The sequence below is a fragment of the Pseudomonas sp. B20(2017) genome, assembly GCF_002113125.1.
GTDB lineage: Bacteria > Pseudomonadota > Gammaproteobacteria > Pseudomonadales > Pseudomonadaceae > Aquipseudomonas.
The window spans coordinates 51,225-73,859 of record NZ_NEJP01000024.1 but is presented as its reverse complement, the minus strand read 5'-3'; the positions used below and the strand labels follow the sequence as shown (position 1 = coordinate 73,859).

The following is a 22,635-nucleotide window of genomic DNA, read 5'->3' as shown; positions in this document are numbered from 1 at the left end:
CCGGTTCCACCGGCAATCCGAAAGGCGTCAGCGTCGCTCACGGCCCGCTGGCGATGCACTGCCAGGCCATCGGCCAGCGCTACGAAATGCGCGACAGCGACTGCGAATTCCACTTCATGTCGTTCGCCTTCGACGGTGCCCATGAACGCTGGCTGACCAGCCTGACCCACGGCGCTTCGCTGCTGATCCGCGATGACAGCCTGTGGACCCCGGAGCAGACCTACAACGCCATGCGCGAACACGGCGTGACCGTGGTCGCGTTCCCGCCGGTGTACCTGCAACAACTGGCCGAGCATGCCGAGCGCGAGGGCAACCCACCGAAGGTGCGTATCTACTGCTTCGGCGGGGATGCGGTGCCGAACGCCAGTTTCGAGCGGGTCAAACGCGCACTGGATCCGGACTACATCATCAACGGCTACGGCCCGACCGAAACCGTGGTCACGCCGCTGATCTGGAAGGCTGGCCGCGAAGTGCCGTGCGGTGCCGCGTACGCGCCTATCGGCAGCCGCATCGGTGACCGCAGCGCCTACGTGCTCGACGCCGACTTGAACCTGCTGCCGCAAGGCATGGCCGGTGAGTTGTACCTTGGCGGCACGGGGCTGGCGCGGGGTTATCTGAACCGTCCGGGGCTGACGGCCGAGCGCTTTGTCGCCGATCCGTTCAGCGCCACCGGCGGTCAGCTGTATCGCACCGGCGACCTGGTCCGCCAGCGCGTCGACGGCACGTTCGACTACCTGGATCGCATCGACAATCAGGTAAAAATTCGCGGTTTCCGTATCGAACTGGGCGAAGTCGAAGCCGCGCTGCAAGCCCTCGACGGCGTGCGCGAAGCGGTGGTCGTGGCCCAGGAAGGCAGCGCCGGCAGTGGCAAGCGGCTGGTGGCCTATGTGGTGGGCGATTCGACCCGCGCAGACTTCACCGAAGACCTGCGTGCGCAGCTCAAGGTCTCGTTGCCGGCCCATATGGTGCCAGCCTACGTACTGCGTCTGGAGCGCATGCCGCTGACGCCGAACGGCAAGCTCGATCGCAAAAACCTGCCCAAGCCGGACGTCAGTCAGTTGCAGCAGACTTATGTCGCGCCGCAGAGCGCGGTGGAGCAGCAACTGGCGACGATCTGGCAGGACGTGCTCAAGCTCGGGCAGGTGGGGATCAGCGACAACTTCTTCGAACTGGGCGGCGATTCGATCATTTCGATCCAGGTGGTCAGCCGCGCGCGCCAGGCCGGGATTCGTTTCACCCCCAAAGATTTGTTCCAGCACCAGACCATTCAGGCACTGGCCGCGGTCACGCAGACCGGCGAATCGCTGCCGTTGATCGATCAGGCACCGGTCACCGGCAGCACTGAATTGTTGCCGATTCACCAGGCGTTTTTTGCCGATGCGATTCCTGACCGTCACCACTGGAACCAGTCGGTGATGCTCAAGCCAACCCGGGCACTGGACGCCCAAGTGCTGGAGCAGGCGCTGGATGCGCTGGTGATGCATCACGACAGTTTGCGACTGGACTTCACTGAGCAGGCCGAAGGTTGGTCGGCGCAGTACCGCGACATCGCCACCAAGGCCGGCGAAGCGATCCTGTGGACAGTCGACGTCGCGGATCTCGCCGCCCTCGAAGCGCTGGGCGAGAAAGCGCAGCGCAGCCTGCAACTGAGCGGCGGTTCGCTGATCCGCGCGGTGCTGGCGAACCTCGCTGACGGCAGTCAGCGGCTGCTGCTGATCGTGCATCACCTGGTGGTCGATGGCGTGTCGTGGCGGATTCTCTTCGAAGACCTGCAAAACGTTTACCGGCAGATCGCTGCCGGTGCCGCCGTGCAATTGCCGGCCCGCACCAGCTCGGTCAAAGCCTGGGCGGCAGCCTTGCAGGACTACGCCGCCACCCCGGCGTTGCAGGCTGAACTGGGCTTTTGGCAACAGCAGTTGCAGGGCGCTTCGGCGGCGTTGCCGTATGACCATCCGGACGGTGGGCAGCAACATGATCAGGCGCTGACCATCCGCAGCCGACTGGACCAAACTCTCACCCGTCAGTTGTTGCAGGAAGCGCCGACGGCCTATCGCACCCAGGTCAACGACTTGCTGTTGACCGCACTGGCGCGAGCAGTCACGCGCTGGACCGGTGACGACAGTGCGCTGGTCCTGCTCGAAGGCCATGGTCGCGAAGACCTGTTCGAGCATGTCGACCTGACCCGCACCGTGGGCTGGTTCACCAGTGTGTTCCCGGCCCGTCTTGCGCCGGGTGCCGAACCGGGCGCCTCGCTGAAACAGGTCAAGGAACAACTGCGCGCGATCCCCAACAAAGGCATCGGTTTCGGTGCGCTCGCGCATCTGGGCGACGACGCTGCACGGCAGTCGCTGCACGCCTTGCCGGCACCGCGCCTGACCTTCAACTACCTGGGCCAGTTCGACGGCAGTTTCGATGCCGGCGACGAGGCGTTGTTTGTGCCGACCGCCGAATCCGGCGGTGCAGAAGTCAATATGCAGGGCCCGCTGGGCAATCCGCTGGCGCTCAACGGCAAGGTGTTCGGCGGTGAGCTGGACCTGAGCTGGACCTTCAGCGGCGCGATGTTCGACACCGCGACCATCCAGCGTCTGGCCGATGACTATGTGCAGGAACTGACGGCGCTGATTCGCCACTGCTGCGACGCCGCCAACCGTGGCGTGACGCCGTCGGACTTCCCGCTGGCGCAACTGTCCCAGGCGCAGCTCGATGCGCTGTTGCTGGAGCCGCAGGGTATCGATGACATTTACCCGCTGTCGCCGATGCAGCAGGGCATGCTGTTCCACACCCTGCTCGAACACGGCAACGGCGACTACATCAACCAGATGCGCCTGGACGTCGACGGCGTCGATCCGCAGCGCTTCCGTGCGGCGTGGCAAGCGGCGGTGGATGCCCATGACATTCTGCGCACCGGGTTCTTCTGGCAGGGCGATTTACCGCAACCGGTGCAAGTGGTGCAGCGTCAGGTCGAGGTGCCGTTCAGCGTCCTCGACTGGAGCGCCCGCGCCGATCTGGACCGCGCGTTGCAAACCCTCGCCGATGAGGAACGCGCCCTGGGTCTGGATCTGAACAGTGCGCCGCTGTTGCGACTGGTACTGGTGAAAACGGCGACGGATCGTCACCACTTGATCTACACAAACCATCACATCCTGATGGACGGCTGGAGCAGCGCGCAGTTGCTCGGCGAAGTGTTGCAACACTACAGCGGCGAGAACGTGCCGCGCCCGACCGGTCGCTATCGCGATTACATCGCCTGGCTACAGCGCCAGGACGTGGCGGCAGCCGAGGCTTACTGGCAGGCGGCGTTGAACAACCTGCAGGAACCGACTCGCCTGAGCGATGCGATCGCACGTCCGGTTGCCGGTCTGCCGAGCGTCGGTTACGGCGATCATTACCAAGTGCTGGATGTGGATCTGACCCGCCGTCTGAGCGAGTTCGCCCGGGCGTCGAAAGTCACCGTCAACACCGTGGTGCAAGCCGCGTGGCTGTTGCTGTTGCAGCGTTACACCGGCAAACAGTGCGTGGCGTTCGGCGCCACCGTCGCCGGACGTCCGGCAGACCTGCCGGGGGCCGAGCAGCAGATCGGGCTGTTCATCAACACCTTGCCGGTCATTGCCGAGCCGCGCGCGGATCAGAGCCTGACCGGCTGGCTGCAAAGCGTGCAGGCGCAGAACCTGGCGCTGCGCGAGTTCGAACACACGCCGCTGGCGCAGATTCAAAGCTGGGCCGGGCAGGGCGGTGACGCCTTGTTCGACAGCCTGATGGTGTTCGAGAACTACCCGATTGCCGAAGCGCTGGAGCGCGGCGCGCCGCAAGGCCTGCGCTTCGGTGCGGTGGCCAATCAGGAGCAGACCAACTATCCGCTGACCCTGCTGGTGAACATGGGCGTGCAGCTGTCGGTGCATTTCAGCTTCCAGCACGACAGCTTCGCCCCCGCGAGCGTGGCGCAACTGGGCGAGCACTTGCAGCGCCTGCTCGGCCAGATGACAGAGGCCGGTGAACGTTCGCTCAGCGAGCTGAGCCTGAATGCGCAGGGTCAACAACCGGTTGTGACCGACTTCGTCGCCGACTTGTGCATCCATCAGAGCATCGAGCGTCAGGTCGTCGCCCGACCGGATGCCCTGGCCGTGACTTTCGCCGACACCCGTCTGACTTACGCCGAGCTGGATGCCCGGGCCAATCGCCTGGCGCACAAACTGATCGAGCTCGGGGTCGGCCCGGAAGTGCGGGTGGGCGTGGCGATGCCGCGTTCCGAGCAGTTGCTCGTCGCGCTGCTGGCGGTACTCAAGGCTGGCGGTGCCTACGTACCGCTCGACCCGGATTATCCGGCCGACCGCGTGGCCTACATGCTCGAAGACAGTCGCGCGCGGGTATTGCTGACCGAACAGGCCGTCGCCGCGACCCTGATCGTGCCGACCGAAACCCGAGTGGTGCTGCTGGACCAGGTGGTCCTGGAGGCCTATCCGACTCACGCTCCGCAAACCACCGTGGCGCCGGACAACCTTGCATACGTGATCTACACCTCCGGTTCCACCGGTCAACCGAAGGGCGTGTCGATTGCCCATCGCAACGTCATGGCGCTGATCGACTGGTCGGCCAAGGTCTACAGCCGCGACGACATTCAGGGCGTATTGGCTTCGACGTCGGTGTGCTTCGACCTGTCGGTATGGGAGCTGTTTGTGACTCTCGCCAATGGCGGTTCGCTGATCATCGCGCGCAATGCACTGGAGCTGCCGCAACTGCCGGCCCGGGATCAGGTGCGCCTGATCAACACCGTGCCGTCGGCGATCAATGCGCTGCAACGCGCCGGGCAGATTCCGCCGGGCGTGCGGATCATCAACCTTGCCGGTGAACCGCTGAAGCAAACGCTGGTGGACGCGCTGTACCAACAGCCGAACCTTGCGCACGTCTACGACCTGTACGGTCCGTCGGAAGACACCACTTACTCGACCTGGACCCGCCGCACCGCCGGCGGCCAGGCGCGTATCGGTCGGGCGCTGAACCACAGCGCGAGCCACTTGCTGGATGCAGACCTGCAAGTCGTGCCGCAGGGTGTTTCGGCGGAGTTGTATCTGTCCGGTGCCGGTGTCACGCGCGGTTACCTGGGCAAAGCGGCGATGACCGCCGAAAAGTTCGTGCCCAATCCGTTCGCGGGCAATGGCGAACGGCTGTACCGCACCGGCGACCTGATCCGTCAGCGCGAGGACGGCGAGCTTGAGTACATGGGCCGGATCGACCATCAGGTGAAAATCCGCGGTTTCCGGATCGAGCTGGGGGAAATCGAGGCGCGACTGCTGGCGCAACCGGGCGTCAGCGAAGCGGCCGTGCTGGCCGTCGAGGCCGAGGGCGGGGCGCAACTGGTGGCGTATGTCGCGGTTCCGTCACTGGACCTGCAGGACGGCGAAGCGCAGCGACAACAGCGCGACGGACTAAAGACTGGCCTCAAGTCTTCGTTACCTGACTACATGATCCCCGCGCACCTGTTGTTCCTTGAGCAGTTGCCACTGACCCCCAATGGCAAACTCGACCGGAAGGCCCTGCCAGCGGTGGATGCCAGCCAGATGCAGGCCGCGTATGTCGCGCCGCAAAGTGAGCTTGAGCAGCAGGTCGCGGCTATCTGGCAGCAAGTGCTCACCGTGGAACGCGTCGGTCTGAACGATCACTTCTTCGAACTGGGCGGGCACTCGCTGCTGGCGGTCAACGTGGTTTCGCGCATCGCCCTCGAACTGGGCCTGACGCTGACGCCGCAGTTGTTATTCCAGCACCCCGTCCTGAGCGACTTTGTCGCTCACCTCAATACAGGAGGCGGGGCAATCAACGAACAGAAACTGAACAAGCTGGAAGCCCTGCTTGACGATATGGAGGAAGTCTGATGGACACGAGTGTTGCTTTGAGGATTGCCAAGCGCTTTATCACTCTGCCGCTGGACAAACGTAAGCTCTACCTGGAAAAGATGCTCGAAGAGGGCGTCTCGCCGGCCAACCTGCCGATTCCAGAGACTCGCTCAAGCTTCGAGGCGATCCCGCTGTCCTACGCCCAGGAACGCCAGTTGTTCCTGTGGCAGATGGATCCGCACAGCACCGCGTATCACATTCCCAGTGCCCTGCGCCTCAAGGGCCGGCTGGATGTGGCGGCGCTGGAGCGCAGCTTCAATGCCGTGGTGGCGCGCCATGAAAGTCTGCGCACCACGTTCGTCGAGCAGGGCGAAAGTTTCTGCCAGGTGATTCACCCGCAGATGGCGCTGACCATCGCTGTCGAGCCGCTGCCGGCGGGCATCGACGGCGACGCGGTGGAAGCGGCCATCAAGGCCTTCGTCGAAAGCGAAACCGCCCGCCCGTTCAACCTCCAGCAGGGCCCGCTGTTGCGCGTTTCGTTGCTGAAAGTAGCGGACGACGATCATGTGCTGGTGCTGATTCAGCACCACATCATCTCCGATGGCTGGTCGATCAAAGTGCTGGTTAACGAGCTGATCCAGCATTACGCCGCCGACACGGCGGGCCAGCCGCTGAGCCTGCCGGCGCTTGAGGTGCAATACGCCGATTACGCGATCTGGCAGCGTCACTGGCTGGAAGCGGGGGAGCGCGAACGGCAACTCGCCTATTGGGTCAAGACCCTGGGCGGCGAACAACCGGTGCTGGAACTGCCGATCGATTTCTCGCGTCCGGCCGTACAAAGCCTGCGCGGCGCGCGGTTGCAACTGAGCCTGCCCGCCGGGCTCGGCGACGCCCTCAAGCAATTGGCCCAGCGCGAAGGCGCGAGCCTGTTCATGGTGCTGCTGGCGTCGTTCCAGGCGTTGCTGCATCGCTACAGCGGCCAGTCGCAGATCCGCGTCGGCGTGCCGACCGCCAACCGTAACCGGGTGGAAACCGAAGGCCTGATCGGCTTCTTCGTCAACACTCAGGTTCTGAATGCCGAGGTCAGCGGACAACTGCCGTTCAACCAGTTGCTGGCCCAGGTCAAGCAAACGGCAATGGCCGCCCAGGCCCATCAGGATCTGCCGTTCGAACAACTGATCGAAGCCCTGCAACCGGAGCGTAGCCTGAGCCACAGCCCGGTGTTCCAGGTGATGTACAACCACCAGAGCAGCCGCGATCAGGCCGGTCAGACGCAGTTGCCGCAACTGAGCGTCGAAGACGTGGCCTGGGAGGGGCGTACCGCGCAGTTCGACCTGACCCTGAACACCTACGAGTCCGGCGATGGCTTCGCCGCCGAGCTGTCTTACGCCACTGACCTGTTCAAGCCAGAAACCGTCGAGCGACTGGCGCGTCACTGGCAGAACCTGCTGCAAGGTATCGTCGCCGCGCCAACCCGGCGGATCGGCGAGTTGCCCTTGCTGGAAAACGCAGAACACGGCGTGCTGTTGCAGGACTGGTTCCGCAAGTCCGGTCACAGCGCACAGGCCGGCTGCGTGCACCAGCGCTTTGCCTCGCAGGCGCAGCAGTCGCCCGAGGCCACGGCGCTGATCATCGGCGATGACGTGCTGACTTACGCGCAACTCGATAGCCGTGCCAACCAACTGGCGCACAAGCTGATCGAAACCGGCGTCGGCCCGGATCGTCTGGTCGGCATTGCCGTCGAGCGCAGCGCCGAAATGATCGTCGGCCTGCTGGCGATCCTCAAGGCCGGCGGTGCCTATGTGCCGCTGGACCCGGCGTATCCGGAAGATCGCCTGGCCTACATGATCGAAGACAGCGGCCTGCAACTGTTGCTGACCCAATCCCCTTTGCTGGCGCAACTGCCGATCCCGGCGAGTGTGCAAACGCTGTTGCTCGATCAGCCACAGGACTGGCTGGCGGCTTATCCGCAGACCGCGCCGGATGTTGCAGTCGACGGCGAACACCTGGCCTATACGATTTACACCTCGGGTTCCACCGGCAAGCCGAAAGGCGTGATGGTGCGCCATGCAGCCCTGAGCAATTTTGTCACCAGCATGGTCGAGCAACCGGGGATCGCCGCTGCTGACCGCATGTTGTCGCTGACCACTTTTTCGTTCGACATTTTCGGCCTGGAAATCTACGGCCCGCTGCTGGCCGGTGCCTGCGTGGTGCTGACCGGCAAGGATGTACATCAGGACCCGCAAGCGGTGCTGGAGCTGATCGAGCGTCACGTCGTCAGCACGCTGCAAGCCACGCCTTCGACCTGGCGCATGCTGCTCGACCATGAACACGCCGCGACGCTGACCGGGCGCACCTTCCTGTGCGGCGGTGAAGCGCTGTCCCAGGAACTGGCCCGGCGCATGCTGGCGCTGACGCCGCAGGTGTGGAACCTGTACGGCCCGACCGAAACCACCATCTGGTCGGCACAACATGCGCTGAGTGTGGACAACAGCCGTCCGTTCCTTGGAACCCCGATTGACAACACCGCGCTGTACATCCTCGGCAGCGACCTTGAACTCAACCCGCTCGGCGCGCCGGGCGAACTGCTGATCGGGGGCGACGGCCTGGCCCGGGGTTACTTCCAGCGTCCTTCGCTGACCGCCGAACGTTTTGTCCCGGACCCGTTCTCGAAAAACGGCGAACGCCTGTACCGCACCGGCGACCTGACCCGTTATCGCGCCGAGGGCGTGATCGAATACATCGGGCGGATCGACCATCAGGTGAAGATCCGTGGTTTCCGGATTGAACTGGGTGAAATCGAAGCCCGTCTGCTAGCGCTGGACAGCGTCCGCGAAACGGTGGTGGTTGCCCAGGACGGCCCGACCGGCCCGCAACTGGTGGGCTACGTCGTACCGGCCAGCGGTGAAGTGCCAGACATTGAAGGCGAAGCCACTTTGCGCTCCGCGCTCAAGGCCAGCCTCAAGGCCGAGCTGCCGGAATACATGGTGCCGGCGCACCTGTTGTTCCTTGCGCAACTGCCGCTGACCCCCAACGGCAAAGTCGACCGCAAGGCTTTGCCGGCACCCGACGCCAGCCAACTGCAATCGACCTACGTCGCGCCGCAGACCGCCACCCAGCACACCGTCGCCGAAATCTGGCAAACGGTGCTCAAGCTGGAACGGGTGGGACTGAGCGACAACTTCTTTGAACTCGGCGGTCACTCACTGCTGGTGACCCAGGTGGTTTCGCGGGTGCGTCAGGCGCTGAACGTGCAGGTTCCGCTGCGCACCCTGTTCGAACACAGCATTCTGGAAGATTTCGTCGCTGCGCTGGGTGTTGAGCGGGCTCATCAGGAACCGCCAATCGTGCCGCTGTCGCGGTTGCAACCGCTGGCACTGTCTTACGCTCAGGAACGCCAGTGGTTCCTCTGGCAACTGGAACCGACCAGCACTGCTTACCACGTTCCATCGGCACTGCGCCTGCGCGGCGAACTCGATCTGCCGGCGTTGCAGCGCAGCTTCGAAACGCTGATCGCCCGCCATGAGTCCCTGCGCACCTGCTTCGTTGAACAGCAGGGCCAGACGCTACAAGTGATCCAGGCCCAAGGCGTACTGGATCTGCAGGTACAGAACGTCGCTGCTGATCTGGATGATGCGGCGCTGCAAGCGCTGGTCGCGGAAGAAACCCTGCACTTGTTCAATCTCCAGCAAGGCCCGTTGCTGCGGGTCAAACTATTGCGTCTGGCCGTCGATGACCACGCGCTGGTCATCACCCTGCATCACATCGTCTCCGATGGCTGGTCGATGGGTGTGATGGTCAATGAACTGATCGCGCTGTATGCCGCTTACAGTCAGGGCCGCGACGCTGATTTGCCGACGTTGCCGGTGCAATACGCCGACTACGCCGTGTGGCAACGGCAGTGGATGGACGCCGGCGAGCGCGAGCGTCAACTCAATTACTGGACCGCGCAACTGGGTGACGGCGACCAGCCGTTGCTGGAGTTGCCGACCGACCGTCCGCGCCCGCCCGAACAAAGTTATCGCGGTGCTCGCCAGGACATTCCGCTCAGCCTCGAACTGGCGAGTGCACTCAAGCAGGTCGCGCAACGGGAAAACGTCACGCTGTTCGCGCTGTTGCTGGCCTCGTTCCAGACATTGCTGCATCGCTACAGCGGTCAGGCCGACATTCGCGTCGGCGTGCCGGTGGCCAACCGCAACCGGGTCGAGACCGAAGGCCTGATCGGCTTCTTCGTCAACACTCAGGTGTTGAAGGCCGAGTTCGACAGCCAGCAGAGCTTCCGCAACCTGTTGCAGCAGGTGAAAAACACCGTGCTCGGCGCCCAGGCGCATCAGGATCTGCCGTTCGAGCAACTGGTCGACGCGCTGCAACCGGAACGCAGCCTGAGCCACAGTCCGCTGTTCCAGGTGCTGCACAATCACCAGAGCCAGGCGCGTCAGGCCGAGGGCGCAACCCGCCTGCCGAAGATTGCAATCGAAGGCTTGAACTGGGCTTCCAACACCGCTCAGTTCGACCTGACCCTTAATACTTTTGAATCGACAGACAACGTCTGGGCCGAACTGACTTACGCCACCGATCTGTTCGATGCCGCGACCATTACTCGTCTGTCCGGGCACTGGCTCAACCTGCTGGACGGCATCGTCGCCGACGCCGGACAACGCATCGCCGATCTGCCGCTGCATGACGCCGCCGAGCATCAGGCCACGCTGCTGCAATGGAACCCGGCCACCGTCGATTTCCCGAGCGAACGCTGCCTGCACACGCTGATCGAAGCCCAGGCCGAACGTGGGCCGCAGGCGGTTGCCGTGACCTATGGCGAGCAGGTCTTGAGCTACGGTGAACTGAACAGCCGTGCCAACCAGTTGGCCCACAAGCTGATTGCCAGCGGTGTCGGCCCGGACGTGCGCGTCGGCCTGGCGGTGGAGCGCAGCCTGGACATGCTGGTCGGCCTGCTGGCGATCCTCAAGGCCGGCGGCGCCTATGTGCCGCTTGACCCGAGCTATCCCGAAGAACGCCTGGCCTACATGATCGGCGACAGCGGCATCGGCCTGCTGCTGACCCAGAGTCATCTGCTCGGCCGTCTGCCGGTGCCGGACTCGGTGCGCAGCCTGATGCTCGATCAGGATCGCGATGGTCTGGAAAGCTACAGCGACGCCAATCCGCAAGTGAACATGAGCCCGGACAATCTGGCTTACGTGATCTACACCTCCGGCTCTACCGGTCAGCCGAAGGGCACCTTGCTGGCTCACCGCAACGTGCTGCGCCTGTTTGAAGCCACCGATGCATGGTTCGATTTCGGCCCACAGGACGTGTGGAGCCTGTTCCATTCCTACGCGTTCGACTTTTCGGTGTGGGAGATCTTCGGGGCGCTGCTGTACGGCGGCAAACTGGTGGTGGTGCCGTACGAGACCAGCCGCTCGCCGGAAGATTTCTACGCTTTGCTGTGCCGTGAAGGGATCACCGTCCTCAACCAGACACCGTCGGCGTTCAAGCAACTGATGCAAGTGGCGTGCGCCCCGGAACACGCGGCGATGCAACCGTCGCTGCGTTACGTGGTGTTCGGCGGCGAGGCGCTGGAGGTCAAGAGCCTGCGCCCATGGTTCGAGCGATTCGGTGATCAGACGCCGCAACTGATCAACATGTACGGCATCACCGAAACCACGGTTCACGTAACCTATTGGCCGATTTCGCTGGCCGATCTGCAACGTGACGCCAGCAGTCCGATCGGCGAGCCGATCCCTGACCTGTCGTGGTACTTGCTCGATGGCGACCTGAACCCGGTGGCCAAGGGCTGCATCGGTGAGCTGTACGTCGGTCGTGCCGGTCTGGCCCGGGGTTATCTGAACCGTCCGGACCTGACCACGCTGCGCTTTATTCCCGATCCGTTTGCCGCCGATGGTGGGCGTCTGTATCGCACCGGCGACCTGGCGCGCTATCGCGCCGACGGTGTGATCGAATACATCGGGCGGATCGACCATCAGGTGAAGATTCGCGGTTTCCGCATCGAGCTCGGTGAGATCGAAGCGCAGTTGCTGGAGCAATCCGCCGTGCGTCAGGCCGTGGTGCTGGCGCAACCGGGTTTGAGCGGTCAGCAACTGGTCGCGTACCTGGTGCCGAGCAATGCCGAGGTGCTGCAAGCCAGCACCGTCGAACAAGCCGAGTGGCGCGACCGCGTGCGCGCCGAACTCAAGGAAAACCTGCCGGATCATATGATTCCGGCGCACCTGTTGCTGCTCGAACAATTGCCATTGACCGCCAACGGCAAGCTCAACCGAAGTGCCTTGCCGTCGCCGGACGCCAGTCAGTCGCAACAGGTTTATCAGGCGCCGCAAAGCGTCATGGAGCAGCGTCTGGCCGAGATCTGGCAAGACGTGCTGAAGCTTCCGCAAGTCGGTCTGAACGACAACTTCTTCGAGCTGGGCGGCGATTCGATCATCTCGATCCAGGTGGTCAGCCGTGCCCGTCAGGCCGGTATCCGCCTGAATCCCAAAGACCTGTTCCAGCACCAGACCATCCAGCGTCTGGCACTGGTGGCGCAGATCGGTGACAGCGAGTCGACCATCGATCAGCAGCCGGTCACCGGCCCGGCGTTGCTGTTGCCGATCCAGCAGCAGTTCTTCGAGGACGAGATTCCCGAGCGTCACCACTGGAACCAGTCGGTGCTGCTCAAGCCGAATCAACGGCTGGCGGCCGACACGCTTGAGCAAGTGCTGCGAGCGCTGGTCATTCATCACGATGCCTTGCGTCTGAGCTTCAGCCAGCAGGGCAGCGTCTGGCAGGCCGAACACCTGGCGGTGGACGCATTGGCGCAAGACCTGCTCTGGCAGGAAACCATTGCCGACATCGCGGATCTCGAAGCGTTGGGCAACCGCGCCCAGCGCAGCCTCGACCTGCAAAACGGTCCGTTGCTGCGGGCGGTGCTGGCCAACCTGGCTGACGGCACGCAACGTCTGTTGCTGGTGATCCATCACCTGGCAGTGGACGGCGTGTCGTGGCGGATTCTGCTGGAAGATCTGCAGAGCGCCTATCAGCAAGCCATCAACGGTCAGGCCCTGAGCCTGCCGGCCAAGACCAGTGCCTTCAAGGACTGGAGCGAACACTTGCAACGCTACGCCAACGGCCCGGCGTTGCAGGAAGAACTGGCGTACTGGCAGGCCTGCCTGAGCGACGTCAGCACCGATCTGCCGTGCAAACGCCTTGACGCCGGCCAACAGAACCGTCTGGCGCAGACCGTGCAGACCCGCCTCAATGCGAACCTGACCCGACAACTGTTGCAAGAAGCCCCGGCGGCCTATCGCACCCAGGTCAACGACCTGCTGCTGACCGCGCTGGCCCGGGTCATCGGGCGCTGGAGCGGGCACGCATCGACGCTGATTCAACTGGAAGGTCACGGTCGTGAAGAGCTGTTCGACGGCGTCGACCTGACCCGCACCTTGGGCTGGTTCACCAGTCTGTTCCCGGTGCGTCTGACCCCGGCCGAAGGCGCGGGCGATTCGATCAAACAGATCAAAGAACAACTGCGCTCGATCCCGAACAAGGGCATCGGTTTCGGTGCATTGCGTCACCTCGGCGATGCCGACGCGCAAAGCAGCCTGAAGGCGTTGCCGACCCCGCGCATCACCTTCAACTATCTCGGTCAGTTCGACGGCAGCTTCGAGGCCGATGACGGCGCGCTGTTCGCGCCGACGCCGGAGAACGCCGGTCTTGATCAGAGCCCCGACGCGCCACTGGGCAACTGGCTGACCCTCAACGGTCAGGTGTACGGCGGCGAGTTGCGTGTGGGTTGGACGTTCAGTTCGGAGCGCTTCGACAGCTCAACCATCGAGCGGCTTGCACAGGATTACGCCGACGAACTGGCGGCACTGATCGGCCATTGCCTGACCCCGGGCAGCGAAGGCCTGACGCCTTCGGACTTCCCGCTGGCCGGCGTGACGCAGGCGCAACTCGACACACTGACGATCCCGGCGCGGGAAGTGCAGGATCTGTATCCGCTCTCGCCGATGCAGCAGGGCATGCTGTTCCACAGCCTGTACGAGCAGCAGGCGGGCGATTACATCAACCAGATGTGCGTCGCCGTCGACGGCCTGCAGGTCGAGCGCTTCCGCGATGCCTGGCAAGCGGCACTGGATGCTCACGACGTACTGCGCAGCGGTTTTGTCTGGGAAGGTGAGTTCACTCGTCCGCTGCAAGTGGTGCACAAGGATCTGCCGGTGCCGTTCACTGTGCTGGACTGGCGCGAGCGCAGCGATCTGGATCAGGCCTTGAGTGAACTGGAGCAGGCGCAACGGGTGCAGGGTTTCGATCTGCACAGCGCACCGCTGCTGCGTCTGGTGGTGGTGCAAGTCGCCGCCGCACGCTATCACCTGATCTATACCAGCCATCACATCCTGATGGACGGCTGGAGCAACTCGCAGTTGCTGGGCGAAGTGTTGCAGCGCTACCACGGCGTGGCCCCGCTTGCCGGAGCCGGTCGTTATCGCGATTACATTGAGTGGCTGGCGCAGCAGGACGCGCAGGTCACCGAGAACTTCTGGAAGGGCCAACTGGCCGACTTCGATGCGCCGACCTATCTGGGCGACAGCCTGCCGCGCACCGACGATTCAACAGTCACCGGGCAAGGCGAATACCTGCTGACGCTGGACACGGTGGCGACCGCTGACCTGAACCGGGTCGCCCGTGCGCAGAAAGTCACGGTCAACACCGTGGTGCAGGCGGCGTGGCTGTTGCTGTTGCAGCGTTACACCGGCCAGTCGACCGTCAGCTTCGGCGCCACGGTGTCCGGGCGTCCGGCGCAGTTGAGCGGGGTCGAGGGGCAGATCGGTCTGTTCATCAACACCTTGCCGGTGATCGCCAGCCCGCGTGCCGAGCAGCCGTTGTCCGAATGGTTGCAACAGGTGCAGGCGCAGAACCTGCTGCTGCGCGAGCAGGAACACACGCCGCTGTTCGACATCCAGCGTTGGGCCGGGCAGGGCGGTGAAGCGCTGTTCGACAACATTCTGGTGTTCGAGAACTACCCGATTGCCGAAGCCTTGCAACAGGCCGAATCCCAGGATCTGAAGTTCGGCGAAGCCGACCGCTACGAGCAGACCAGTTACCCGCTGACGCTGATGGTCAACCTCGACGAGCAGATGACCGTGCACTTCGGTTATCAGAACAACCGCTTTGCCGCAAACAGCGTGGTGAAACTGGCGTGCCAGTTGCAGCAACTGCTGATGCAGATGAGCGTCAATGCCGAACGTTGCCTGGGTGAGTTGAACCTGCTGGAAGACGCCGAGCAACAACGGATGTTGCATGACTGGAATCACATCGAAAGCGCCAACGTCGACGCGTTGTGCATCCATCAGATGATCGACCGCCAGGTCGCTGCCCAGCCGGATGCACTGGCCGTGACGTTTGCACAGCAGACGTTCAGCTACCGGGAAATCCATGCCCGGGCCAACCGCCTCGCGCACAGGTTGATCGAATCCGGGGTCGGCCCGGAAGTGCGGGTCGGCGTGGCCATGCAGCGTTCCGACAGCCTGTTGGTCGCCTTGCTCGCGGTGCTCAAGGCCGGTGGCGCCTATGTTCCGCTGGACCCGGATTACCCGGCGGATCGCGTGGCCTACATGCTTGAGGACAGCCGTGCACGGGTGCTGTTGTCCGAGACCGAAGTGGCCGCGCAACTCAATGTCGGTGGCGACACTCAGGTGCTGCGCGTGGATCAACTGGACCTGACGGCTTATGGCAGTCAGGCGCCGGCCACCGCAGTGACCGCTGACAACCTTGCGTACGTGATCTACACCTCCGGTTCCACCGGCAAGCCGAAAGGCGTGTCGATCACCCATCGCAACGTCCAGGCGCTGATTGAGTGGTCGAAGGGCGTCTACAGCCGCGACGACATTCAAGGTGTGCTGGCATCGACTTCGGTGTGCTTCGACCTGTCGGTGTGGGAGCTGTTCGTGACCCTGGCCAACGGCGGCTCGCTGATCATCGCCCGCAACGCCCTGGAACTGCCGAATCTGCCGGCCCGTGATCAGGTGCGCCTGATCAATACCGTGCCTTCGGCGATCAATGCCTTGCAGGACGCCGGCGATATTCCGTCGAGCGTGCGCATCATCAATCTGGCCGGTGAACCGCTCAAGCAAAGCCTGGTGGACACGCTGTACCGGCAGGCAAACATTGCGCACGTTTACGATCTCTATGGCCCGTCCGAAGACACCACCTATTCGACCTGGACCCGTCGCGAGGCGGGTGGTCAGGCGAATATCGGCCGGCCGCTGACCGGCACCGCCAGCTACCTGCTGGGCGCCGATCTGCAACCGGCACCGCTGGGTGTCGCCGCCGAGCTGTATCTGGCTGGCGCCGGGGTTACCCGTGGCTATCTAGGCCGCGCGGCGATGACGGCCGAGAAGTTTGTGCCGAATCCGTTCGCCGGCAATGGCGAGCGCCTGTACCGCACCGGTGACCTGACCCGTTATCAGCCCGACGGCACCTTGCAGTACGTCGGCCGTATCGACCATCAGGTGAAGATCCGCGGATTCCGCATCGAGCTGGGAGAAATCGAGGCCCGTCTGATGCAGGTGCCGGGTGTGCAGCAGTCGCTGGTGATTGCGCAACCGGGGGCGGTGAGTGCGCAACTGGTGGCTTATGTGGTTTACGACGATCCTGCTGTGGCCGGCGGTGATTCGACTGCGCAGGGTGTGCTGCGTGACGAGCTCAAGGCTCGTTTGAAGGAACATTTGCCGGACTACATGATCCCGGCCCATGTCTTGTTCCTCGCCAGCCTGCCGCTGACTCCCAACGGCAAGATCGATCGCAAGGCACTGCCTGGCGTCGAAGCGGGCGCCGCGAGTGGTGAGTTTGTCGCGCCGGTGGGGGCGCTGGAGCAGCAGATCGCGACGATCTGGCAGAACGTTCTGGAGCTTGACCGCGTGGGCCGCGAGGATCATTTCTTCGAACTGGGTGGCCACTCGCTGCTGGCGACGCAGGCGATATCGCGCTTGCGCAAACTGGGCAGCAGCCCGTTGAGTTTGCGGGATCTGTTCAACCATCCGCGTCTGAAGGATCTGGCGGCCTGGATGAGTCAGGCCCAAGAAGACGTCGGCGCCGGCAGTCAGAGCGTGCCGCTCAAGGCTTTTGGCAGTAAGCAGACGGCACCGCTGTCGCTGGTGCAACGTCGTCTGTGGGTGGCCGAGCAGTTGTCCGGCGGCAGTTCCGCCTACGGCATGCCGCTGGCCTTGCGCTTGCGCGGCGAGCTGTCGGCCGAGCGGTTCGTGGGCAGTTTTGCCGAGGTCGTGCAGCGGCATGAAGTGCTGCGCACGGCGTACTCACAGGATGATGAAGGCGATCCGATTGCCGTGATCTGCGAGCAGGTCGAGGTGGACTTCCCGGTCATCGACTTGTCCGGCCTGTCCCGCAGCGCCCAGGAGGAACATGTGGCGCAAGCGGCGCTGGACAACGCCCGCACACCGATCGATCTGGAGCAGGCGCCGCTGTGGCGTGGACGGATTCTGCATCTGTCGGCGACCGAGCATGTGCTGCTGTTCTCGATGCACCACATCATCTCTGACGGCTGGTCGATGGGGGTGCTGATCAATGAACTGGTGCAGATCTACGAACTGGGCAAGGCGGGCGACGCGACGCCACTGCCGGCGCTGGAAGTGCAGTACTCCGACTTTGCCCTGTGGCAGCAGGAACTCGAACAACGCGGGATTCTCGGCCAGCAGGCGGCGTACTGGAAGGAGCGGCTGGATGGCTACAGCGGCCAGCTCGATCTGCCGCTGGACAAGCCGCGCGGGCAGTCCGCGTCCTACGATGGCGATGCGGTGCAGTTCCGCCTGACACCGGACTTGAGCCAGGCACTGCGCAAATTGTCGGGTGAAGCCGGTGTGACCCTGTACAGCACGCTGTTGGCGTCGTTTCAGGTGTTGTTGCATCGGTTCGGCGGCCGTGACGATGTGTTGGTCGGCGCCGACGTCGCCGGGCGTGAGCAGCCGGAGCTGGAGCGCCTGATCGGGTTTTTCGTCAACGTGCTGCCGCTGCGCTCACGCTTCGATGCGCAAGCACGCTTCTCGGCATTCCTCGCCGGCACCCAGGACAACCTGCTGGGTGCGCTGGAGCATCAGGACCTGCCGCTGGACATGATCGTCGAGTCCTGTGGCGTGCCTCGGCACAAGGGCATGAACCCGCTGGTGCAGGTGTTGTTCGTGATGAACAACCTGCCGGGACGCACGCAATCGATGGGTGACCTGAGCGTCGAGCCGCTGGCGGCACTGCAGACGCATTCTAAATTCGACATGGCATTGTTCGTTGACGAAGAAGAAGGGCAATTGCTGGGTAATTGGCAATTCGCCACAACCTTGTTCGGACACGAGCGCATTCAGTACCTGGTCAAGGCCTGGATAGCCCTGTTGGAACAGATCGTCGCTGATCAGGACATTCAATTGGGAGCTATCAGCATGCCAGTCGACAACCGCGCAGTGGCCACCGCGTCCACCGCCGCCCCCGGAGCCAAGGCCGACAAGCTCGGCAAGTTCCTCAAACGTTCCGCCACCCCGGTCGCCAAGGTTCGCCCGCAACCTGTGCGTGAATCGCTGCTGTGCGCGCCACAGCCGTTCCCGCTGCTGATGGAGCCGAACGAGCCGCATCTGGATCTGGTCGAGTGGATCCACCACAACCGGCCCTTGATCGAGCAGAAGCTGGCCGAACACGCCGGCATCCTGTTCCGCGGTTTCGAGCTGGATGGCATCCAGGGTTTCGAAGCCTTCGCCGAAGCGGTCCAGCCGGGGCTGTACGGCCAGTACGGCGACCTGCCGAAGAAAGAGGGCGGCAAGAACACCTACCGCTCCACGCCGTACCCGGAACGCAAGATGATCCTGTTCCACAACGAGAGCTCCCATCAGGATCGCTGGCCGCGCAAGCAGATGTTCTATTGCGAAGTGGCCGCGCCGGTCGGTGGTGCGACGCCGGTGGTGGATTGCCGGTTGATGTACGAAAAACTGCCGGCGGACCTGCGCGACAAGTTCGAGTCCAAGGGCTTGCTGTACGTGCGCACTTTTACCGACAACCTCGATGTGTCGTGGCAGCACTTCTTCAAGACCGAAGACCGCGCCGAAGTCGAGGCCCGTTGCCGGGCCGGCGGTATCCAGTGGCGCTGGCTCGACAACAACGAGTTACAGACCCGCACCCCTGGGCCGGCGGTGATCCGTCACCCAATCACTGGCGCGAAATCGTTCTTCAACCAGGTGCAACTGCACCACATCTACTGGCTGGAGCCAGATGTGCGTGAAGACCTGCTGTCGATGTTCGGTCTGGAGCGCATGCCGCGTCATGTGTTCTACGGCGACGGCACACCGATCGAGGACGAAGTGATGCAGCGCATCGGTGATCTGTACGAAGAGTGCGCGGTGCGCTTCGACTGGCAGAAGGGCGATGTGATCCTGCTCGACAACATGCTGGTGGCCCATGCCCGCGATCCTTTCGAGGGGCCGCGCAAAATCGTCGTCGCCATGGGTGACATGTATGACCACAGCAGCCTTGCACGCCCGGCGTCGACCGAACCGAACGCCCAGGACGCATTGAATACCGAGGAAACCGGAGCATGAACGACGTATCGATGGACACGCAGGATCCGGGTTTCGCCCTGACCCCCGAGCAGCAGGCGGTGGTTGAACGCTTGTCGACCACGGCGACCTGCGGCGAGGCGCTGCGCTGGCTGAGTCTGGTCATCGACGGTGACCTCGACCCGCAGCGTCTGCAAGCGGCGCTGGACACGCTGCTGGTGCAACAGTCGATGCTGCTGGCGCGGCTGGTCAAGGTGGCGGGTTTCCATGGCTGGCGGCAACGGGCCGAGGGGGCCGAACGCTTTCCTCTGACGGTGCAGAGCGGTGAGCAGTCGGCGGATGAGGTCCGGGCGAAGATCGAGGAATGGGCGGCCCGGGCATTCGTGATCGGTGAATCGCAGAACACCCAGGCCGTGCTGTACCGCCTGGCGCCACAGCAATGGCAACTGGTGCTGGGTGTCGCCCGGCACAGTGCCGATGAACCGACGCTCAACCTGATCCGCCAACACCTGCAGCAGGCCTGTGGTCAGGCGCCGGCGACGGAAGAGGACGAGGCGGGTGAATTCGCTCAGTACCTGGAATGGCGCAGCGAAGTGGTGCTCGATGAAGACGCGGCCACCGCGCGCTCTTATTGGCAGAACCACCTGCACGGCGTGCAGGCTGACACGGCCACGCCATGGCTGGCTTCGCGGATCAGCGGCGGTGCTTCGGCGGCTGACGCACGGCAATCGTTGACGCTGGAACCCGCGCTGCGTGACGGCTTGCAGCGCCTGGCCGAGACCCTTGAACAACCTCTCGCCACACTGCTGCAAGGTGCGTGGTGGGTGTTGCTCGCACGCTTGAGCGGGCGTGATCAGATGTTGGTCGGCGTGCGTCATGACAGCCGTGCCGACTATGACTATTTTGCCCGCGCCACCGGGGTGTTCGAGCGGACCCTGCCGTTGCAAGTGACGCTGCCGGGTACAACAACGTTCAGCCAGTGGCTGGTCGAGCTGAACGCCACGCTGGAAGAACAACGCACGTGGCAGGAATACTGGGCACCGGAGCTGGCTGCCGAAGCGGCGCGTCCGGCTTATGGTTTTGCCCTCGGTCGCACGATCAGGACGGAAACGGTCGATGGCCTGCGCTGGACGCCGGATCCTGTTGCGCTCGTTCAACGAGATGCTTTCGAGTGGTCGCTGCAGGTCGAACTGAACGACGCTGACGGTCTGGAAGCGTTGCGCTTGAACTTTGCCGGCGACCGTTATCCGACGGCAGTGGCACGTACCGTGCTGGAACAGTTCGGTGTGCTGCTCGCGTCCATCGTCGCTCAACCGCAAGCCGAGCTGGCGCAGCTCAACCTGTTGGGCGCCGCCGAAACCCGGCGACTGCTGGCGATCAATCCCCCGATGCAGGCGCTGGCCGACAACCGTTATCTGCCACAACGCATCGCCGATTTTGCGAGCCGGACTCCGGAGGCCATCGCCTTGACCGACAACCAGCAACAGCTGAGTTACAGCCAGTTGCAGGCGCAGGTCGAGCAACTGGCGAAAGGTTTGATTGCGCAAGGCCTGGGGCGTGACGCCATTGTCGCGTTGGCGCTGCCGCGTTCGGCGGATCTGGTGATTGCGATGCTCGCGGCGTGGCGCATCGGCGCGGCGTATCTGCCGCTCGATGTGCAATGGCCGCAGGCCCGACAGGCGTTGATGCTGGAACAGGCGGGCGCTGCCTTGTTGCTCACCGATGCCGCGCATCCGGGCGGCTGGGAAGGTCAACCGCTGAAGGCGAGCACGTTGGCCGAAGTGTCCGGGGCGGCAGATGCGCCGCTGTCGGCGCTGGAAACCCGTGGTAACGACATCGCTTATGTGCTGTTCACCTCCGGCTCGACCGGCGTGCCCAAAGGTGTAGTGATCGAACACCGGCAACTGCTCAACTACACGGCGCAGGCCAGTGAAGCGCTGGGTCTGGCGTCGTGCCGTCACGTCGGTTTCAGCTCCACGGTGGCGGCGGACCTGGGCAACACCGCGTTGTTCGGTGCCCTGTTCAACGGTGCGACGCTGCATGTTGCCAGTGATGAGCAGATGCAGGATGGCGCCTTGTTTGCCGACTACCTGCAACAACAGCAGATCGACTGCCTGAAAATCGTACCTTCGCATCTGGCAGCGTTGCTTGACGGTGAGCGGGCGACGGTGCCGGGCACGCTGATTCTGGGTGGCGAACCGATTGCCGCGCCGCTGATCGAGCGCATTGCTCGTCTGCGCAGTGACTGCCGGGTGTTCAACCACTATGGCCCGACCGAATCCACGGTGGGCGTGCTGGTTCATCCGCTGTCCTTGTCCGGTGACATTGCGGACTGCGCGGCGCTGAGTCAGGTGCTGGGTAACAATCAGGTTTACGTGCTGGACGCCGACTTGCGGCTGGCCCCGGTGGGTGTCATCGGTGAGCTGTATCTGGGCGGTGCGCAGTTGTGCCGGGGTTATCTCAATGCTCCGGCCGATGCACAGACTTTCATTCAGAGTCCGTTCGATCCGGCGCAGCGCCTGTATCGCACCGGTGACCTGGCGCGCTATCGCCCGGATCTGTCGATCCAGTTGCACGGTCGTCGCGATCAGCAGGTCAAGGTGCGCGGGTTCCGCATCGAGCTGGCGGAGATCGAAGCTGAACTGCTGCGTCTGCCGCAGGTGAGCGAAGCCCTGGTATTGCCGGCGGCTTCTGCCGAGCAAGGGCTGCTGGCCTTTGCCGTGGCGCAGGGTGTCACGAGCGATCTGCCGCAGACGCTGCGCAATGAACTGGCGGCGCGCCTGCCGGGCGTGATGGTGCCGCAACATCTGCAACTGCTCGAACGCTTCCCGCGACTGGCCAACGGCAAGATCGATCGCAAGGCCTTGCAGCAGTTGGCCGCGAGTGCGGCGGATGATGAGGGTCAGGCGCCGCGTGATGCGCTGGAACAATTGCTTGCTGCGCGCATGGGGCAATTGCTCGGGCTTGAACGGCTGGGAATCGATCGCGACTTTTTTGCAGCCGGCGGCCATTCGTTGCTGGTGATCAAACTGGTGGCGGGGATTCGCAAGCTGTTGCAGTGCGATGTTCATCCGGGTCTGGTGTTCGATCATCCGACCGTGGCGTCACTGGCGCTCGCCTTGCGGGCGGTGGAAAGCAGCCCCGGGCAACTGGAGAAACTCGCCCAGGTGCGCTTGCGCATGGATGCCATGAGCCCGGAAGACAAGGCGCGGCTGGCTGAGCAGGCGCGCCAGTTGCAGGCCGCTAAGGCGGCTCAGAACGGTTGA

Annotated in this window: 3 protein-coding genes (1 of these 3 cut by a window edge); all 3 read left to right on the top strand. The window is 63.6% G+C overall.

Features of this window, described 5'->3' with window-relative positions; translation table 11 throughout:
* Tightly spaced (each overlapping or abutting the next), the 3 genes in view from CAF63_RS26630 to CAF63_RS26620 form a layout consistent with a single transcriptional unit that may run on beyond the window.
* A protein-coding gene (locus tag CAF63_RS26630) for a non-ribosomal peptide synthetase (protein ID WP_085690366.1) crosses the window boundary here: on the top strand, positions 1–5,867 show its end. It extends 6,463 nt beyond the left edge of the window; only the last 5,867 of its 12,330 coding nucleotides appear in the window; its start codon lies beyond the left edge, outside the window; it ends in the stop codon at positions 5,865–5,867.
* The gene (locus CAF63_RS26625; protein ID WP_085690367.1) at positions 5,867–19,411 is read left to right on the top strand and encodes a non-ribosomal peptide synthetase; all 13,545 of its coding nucleotides are present in this window, start codon (positions 5,867–5,869) and stop codon (positions 19,409–19,411) included. Before CAF63_RS26630 ends, CAF63_RS26625 begins: the two co-directional genes overlap by 1 nt.
* Positions 19,408–22,635: an amino acid adenylation domain-containing protein gene (locus tag CAF63_RS26620; RefSeq protein ID WP_085690368.1), complete on the top strand. Its 3,228-nt coding sequence runs from the start codon at positions 19,408–19,410 to the stop codon at positions 22,633–22,635. Before CAF63_RS26625 ends, CAF63_RS26620 begins: the two co-directional genes overlap by 4 nt.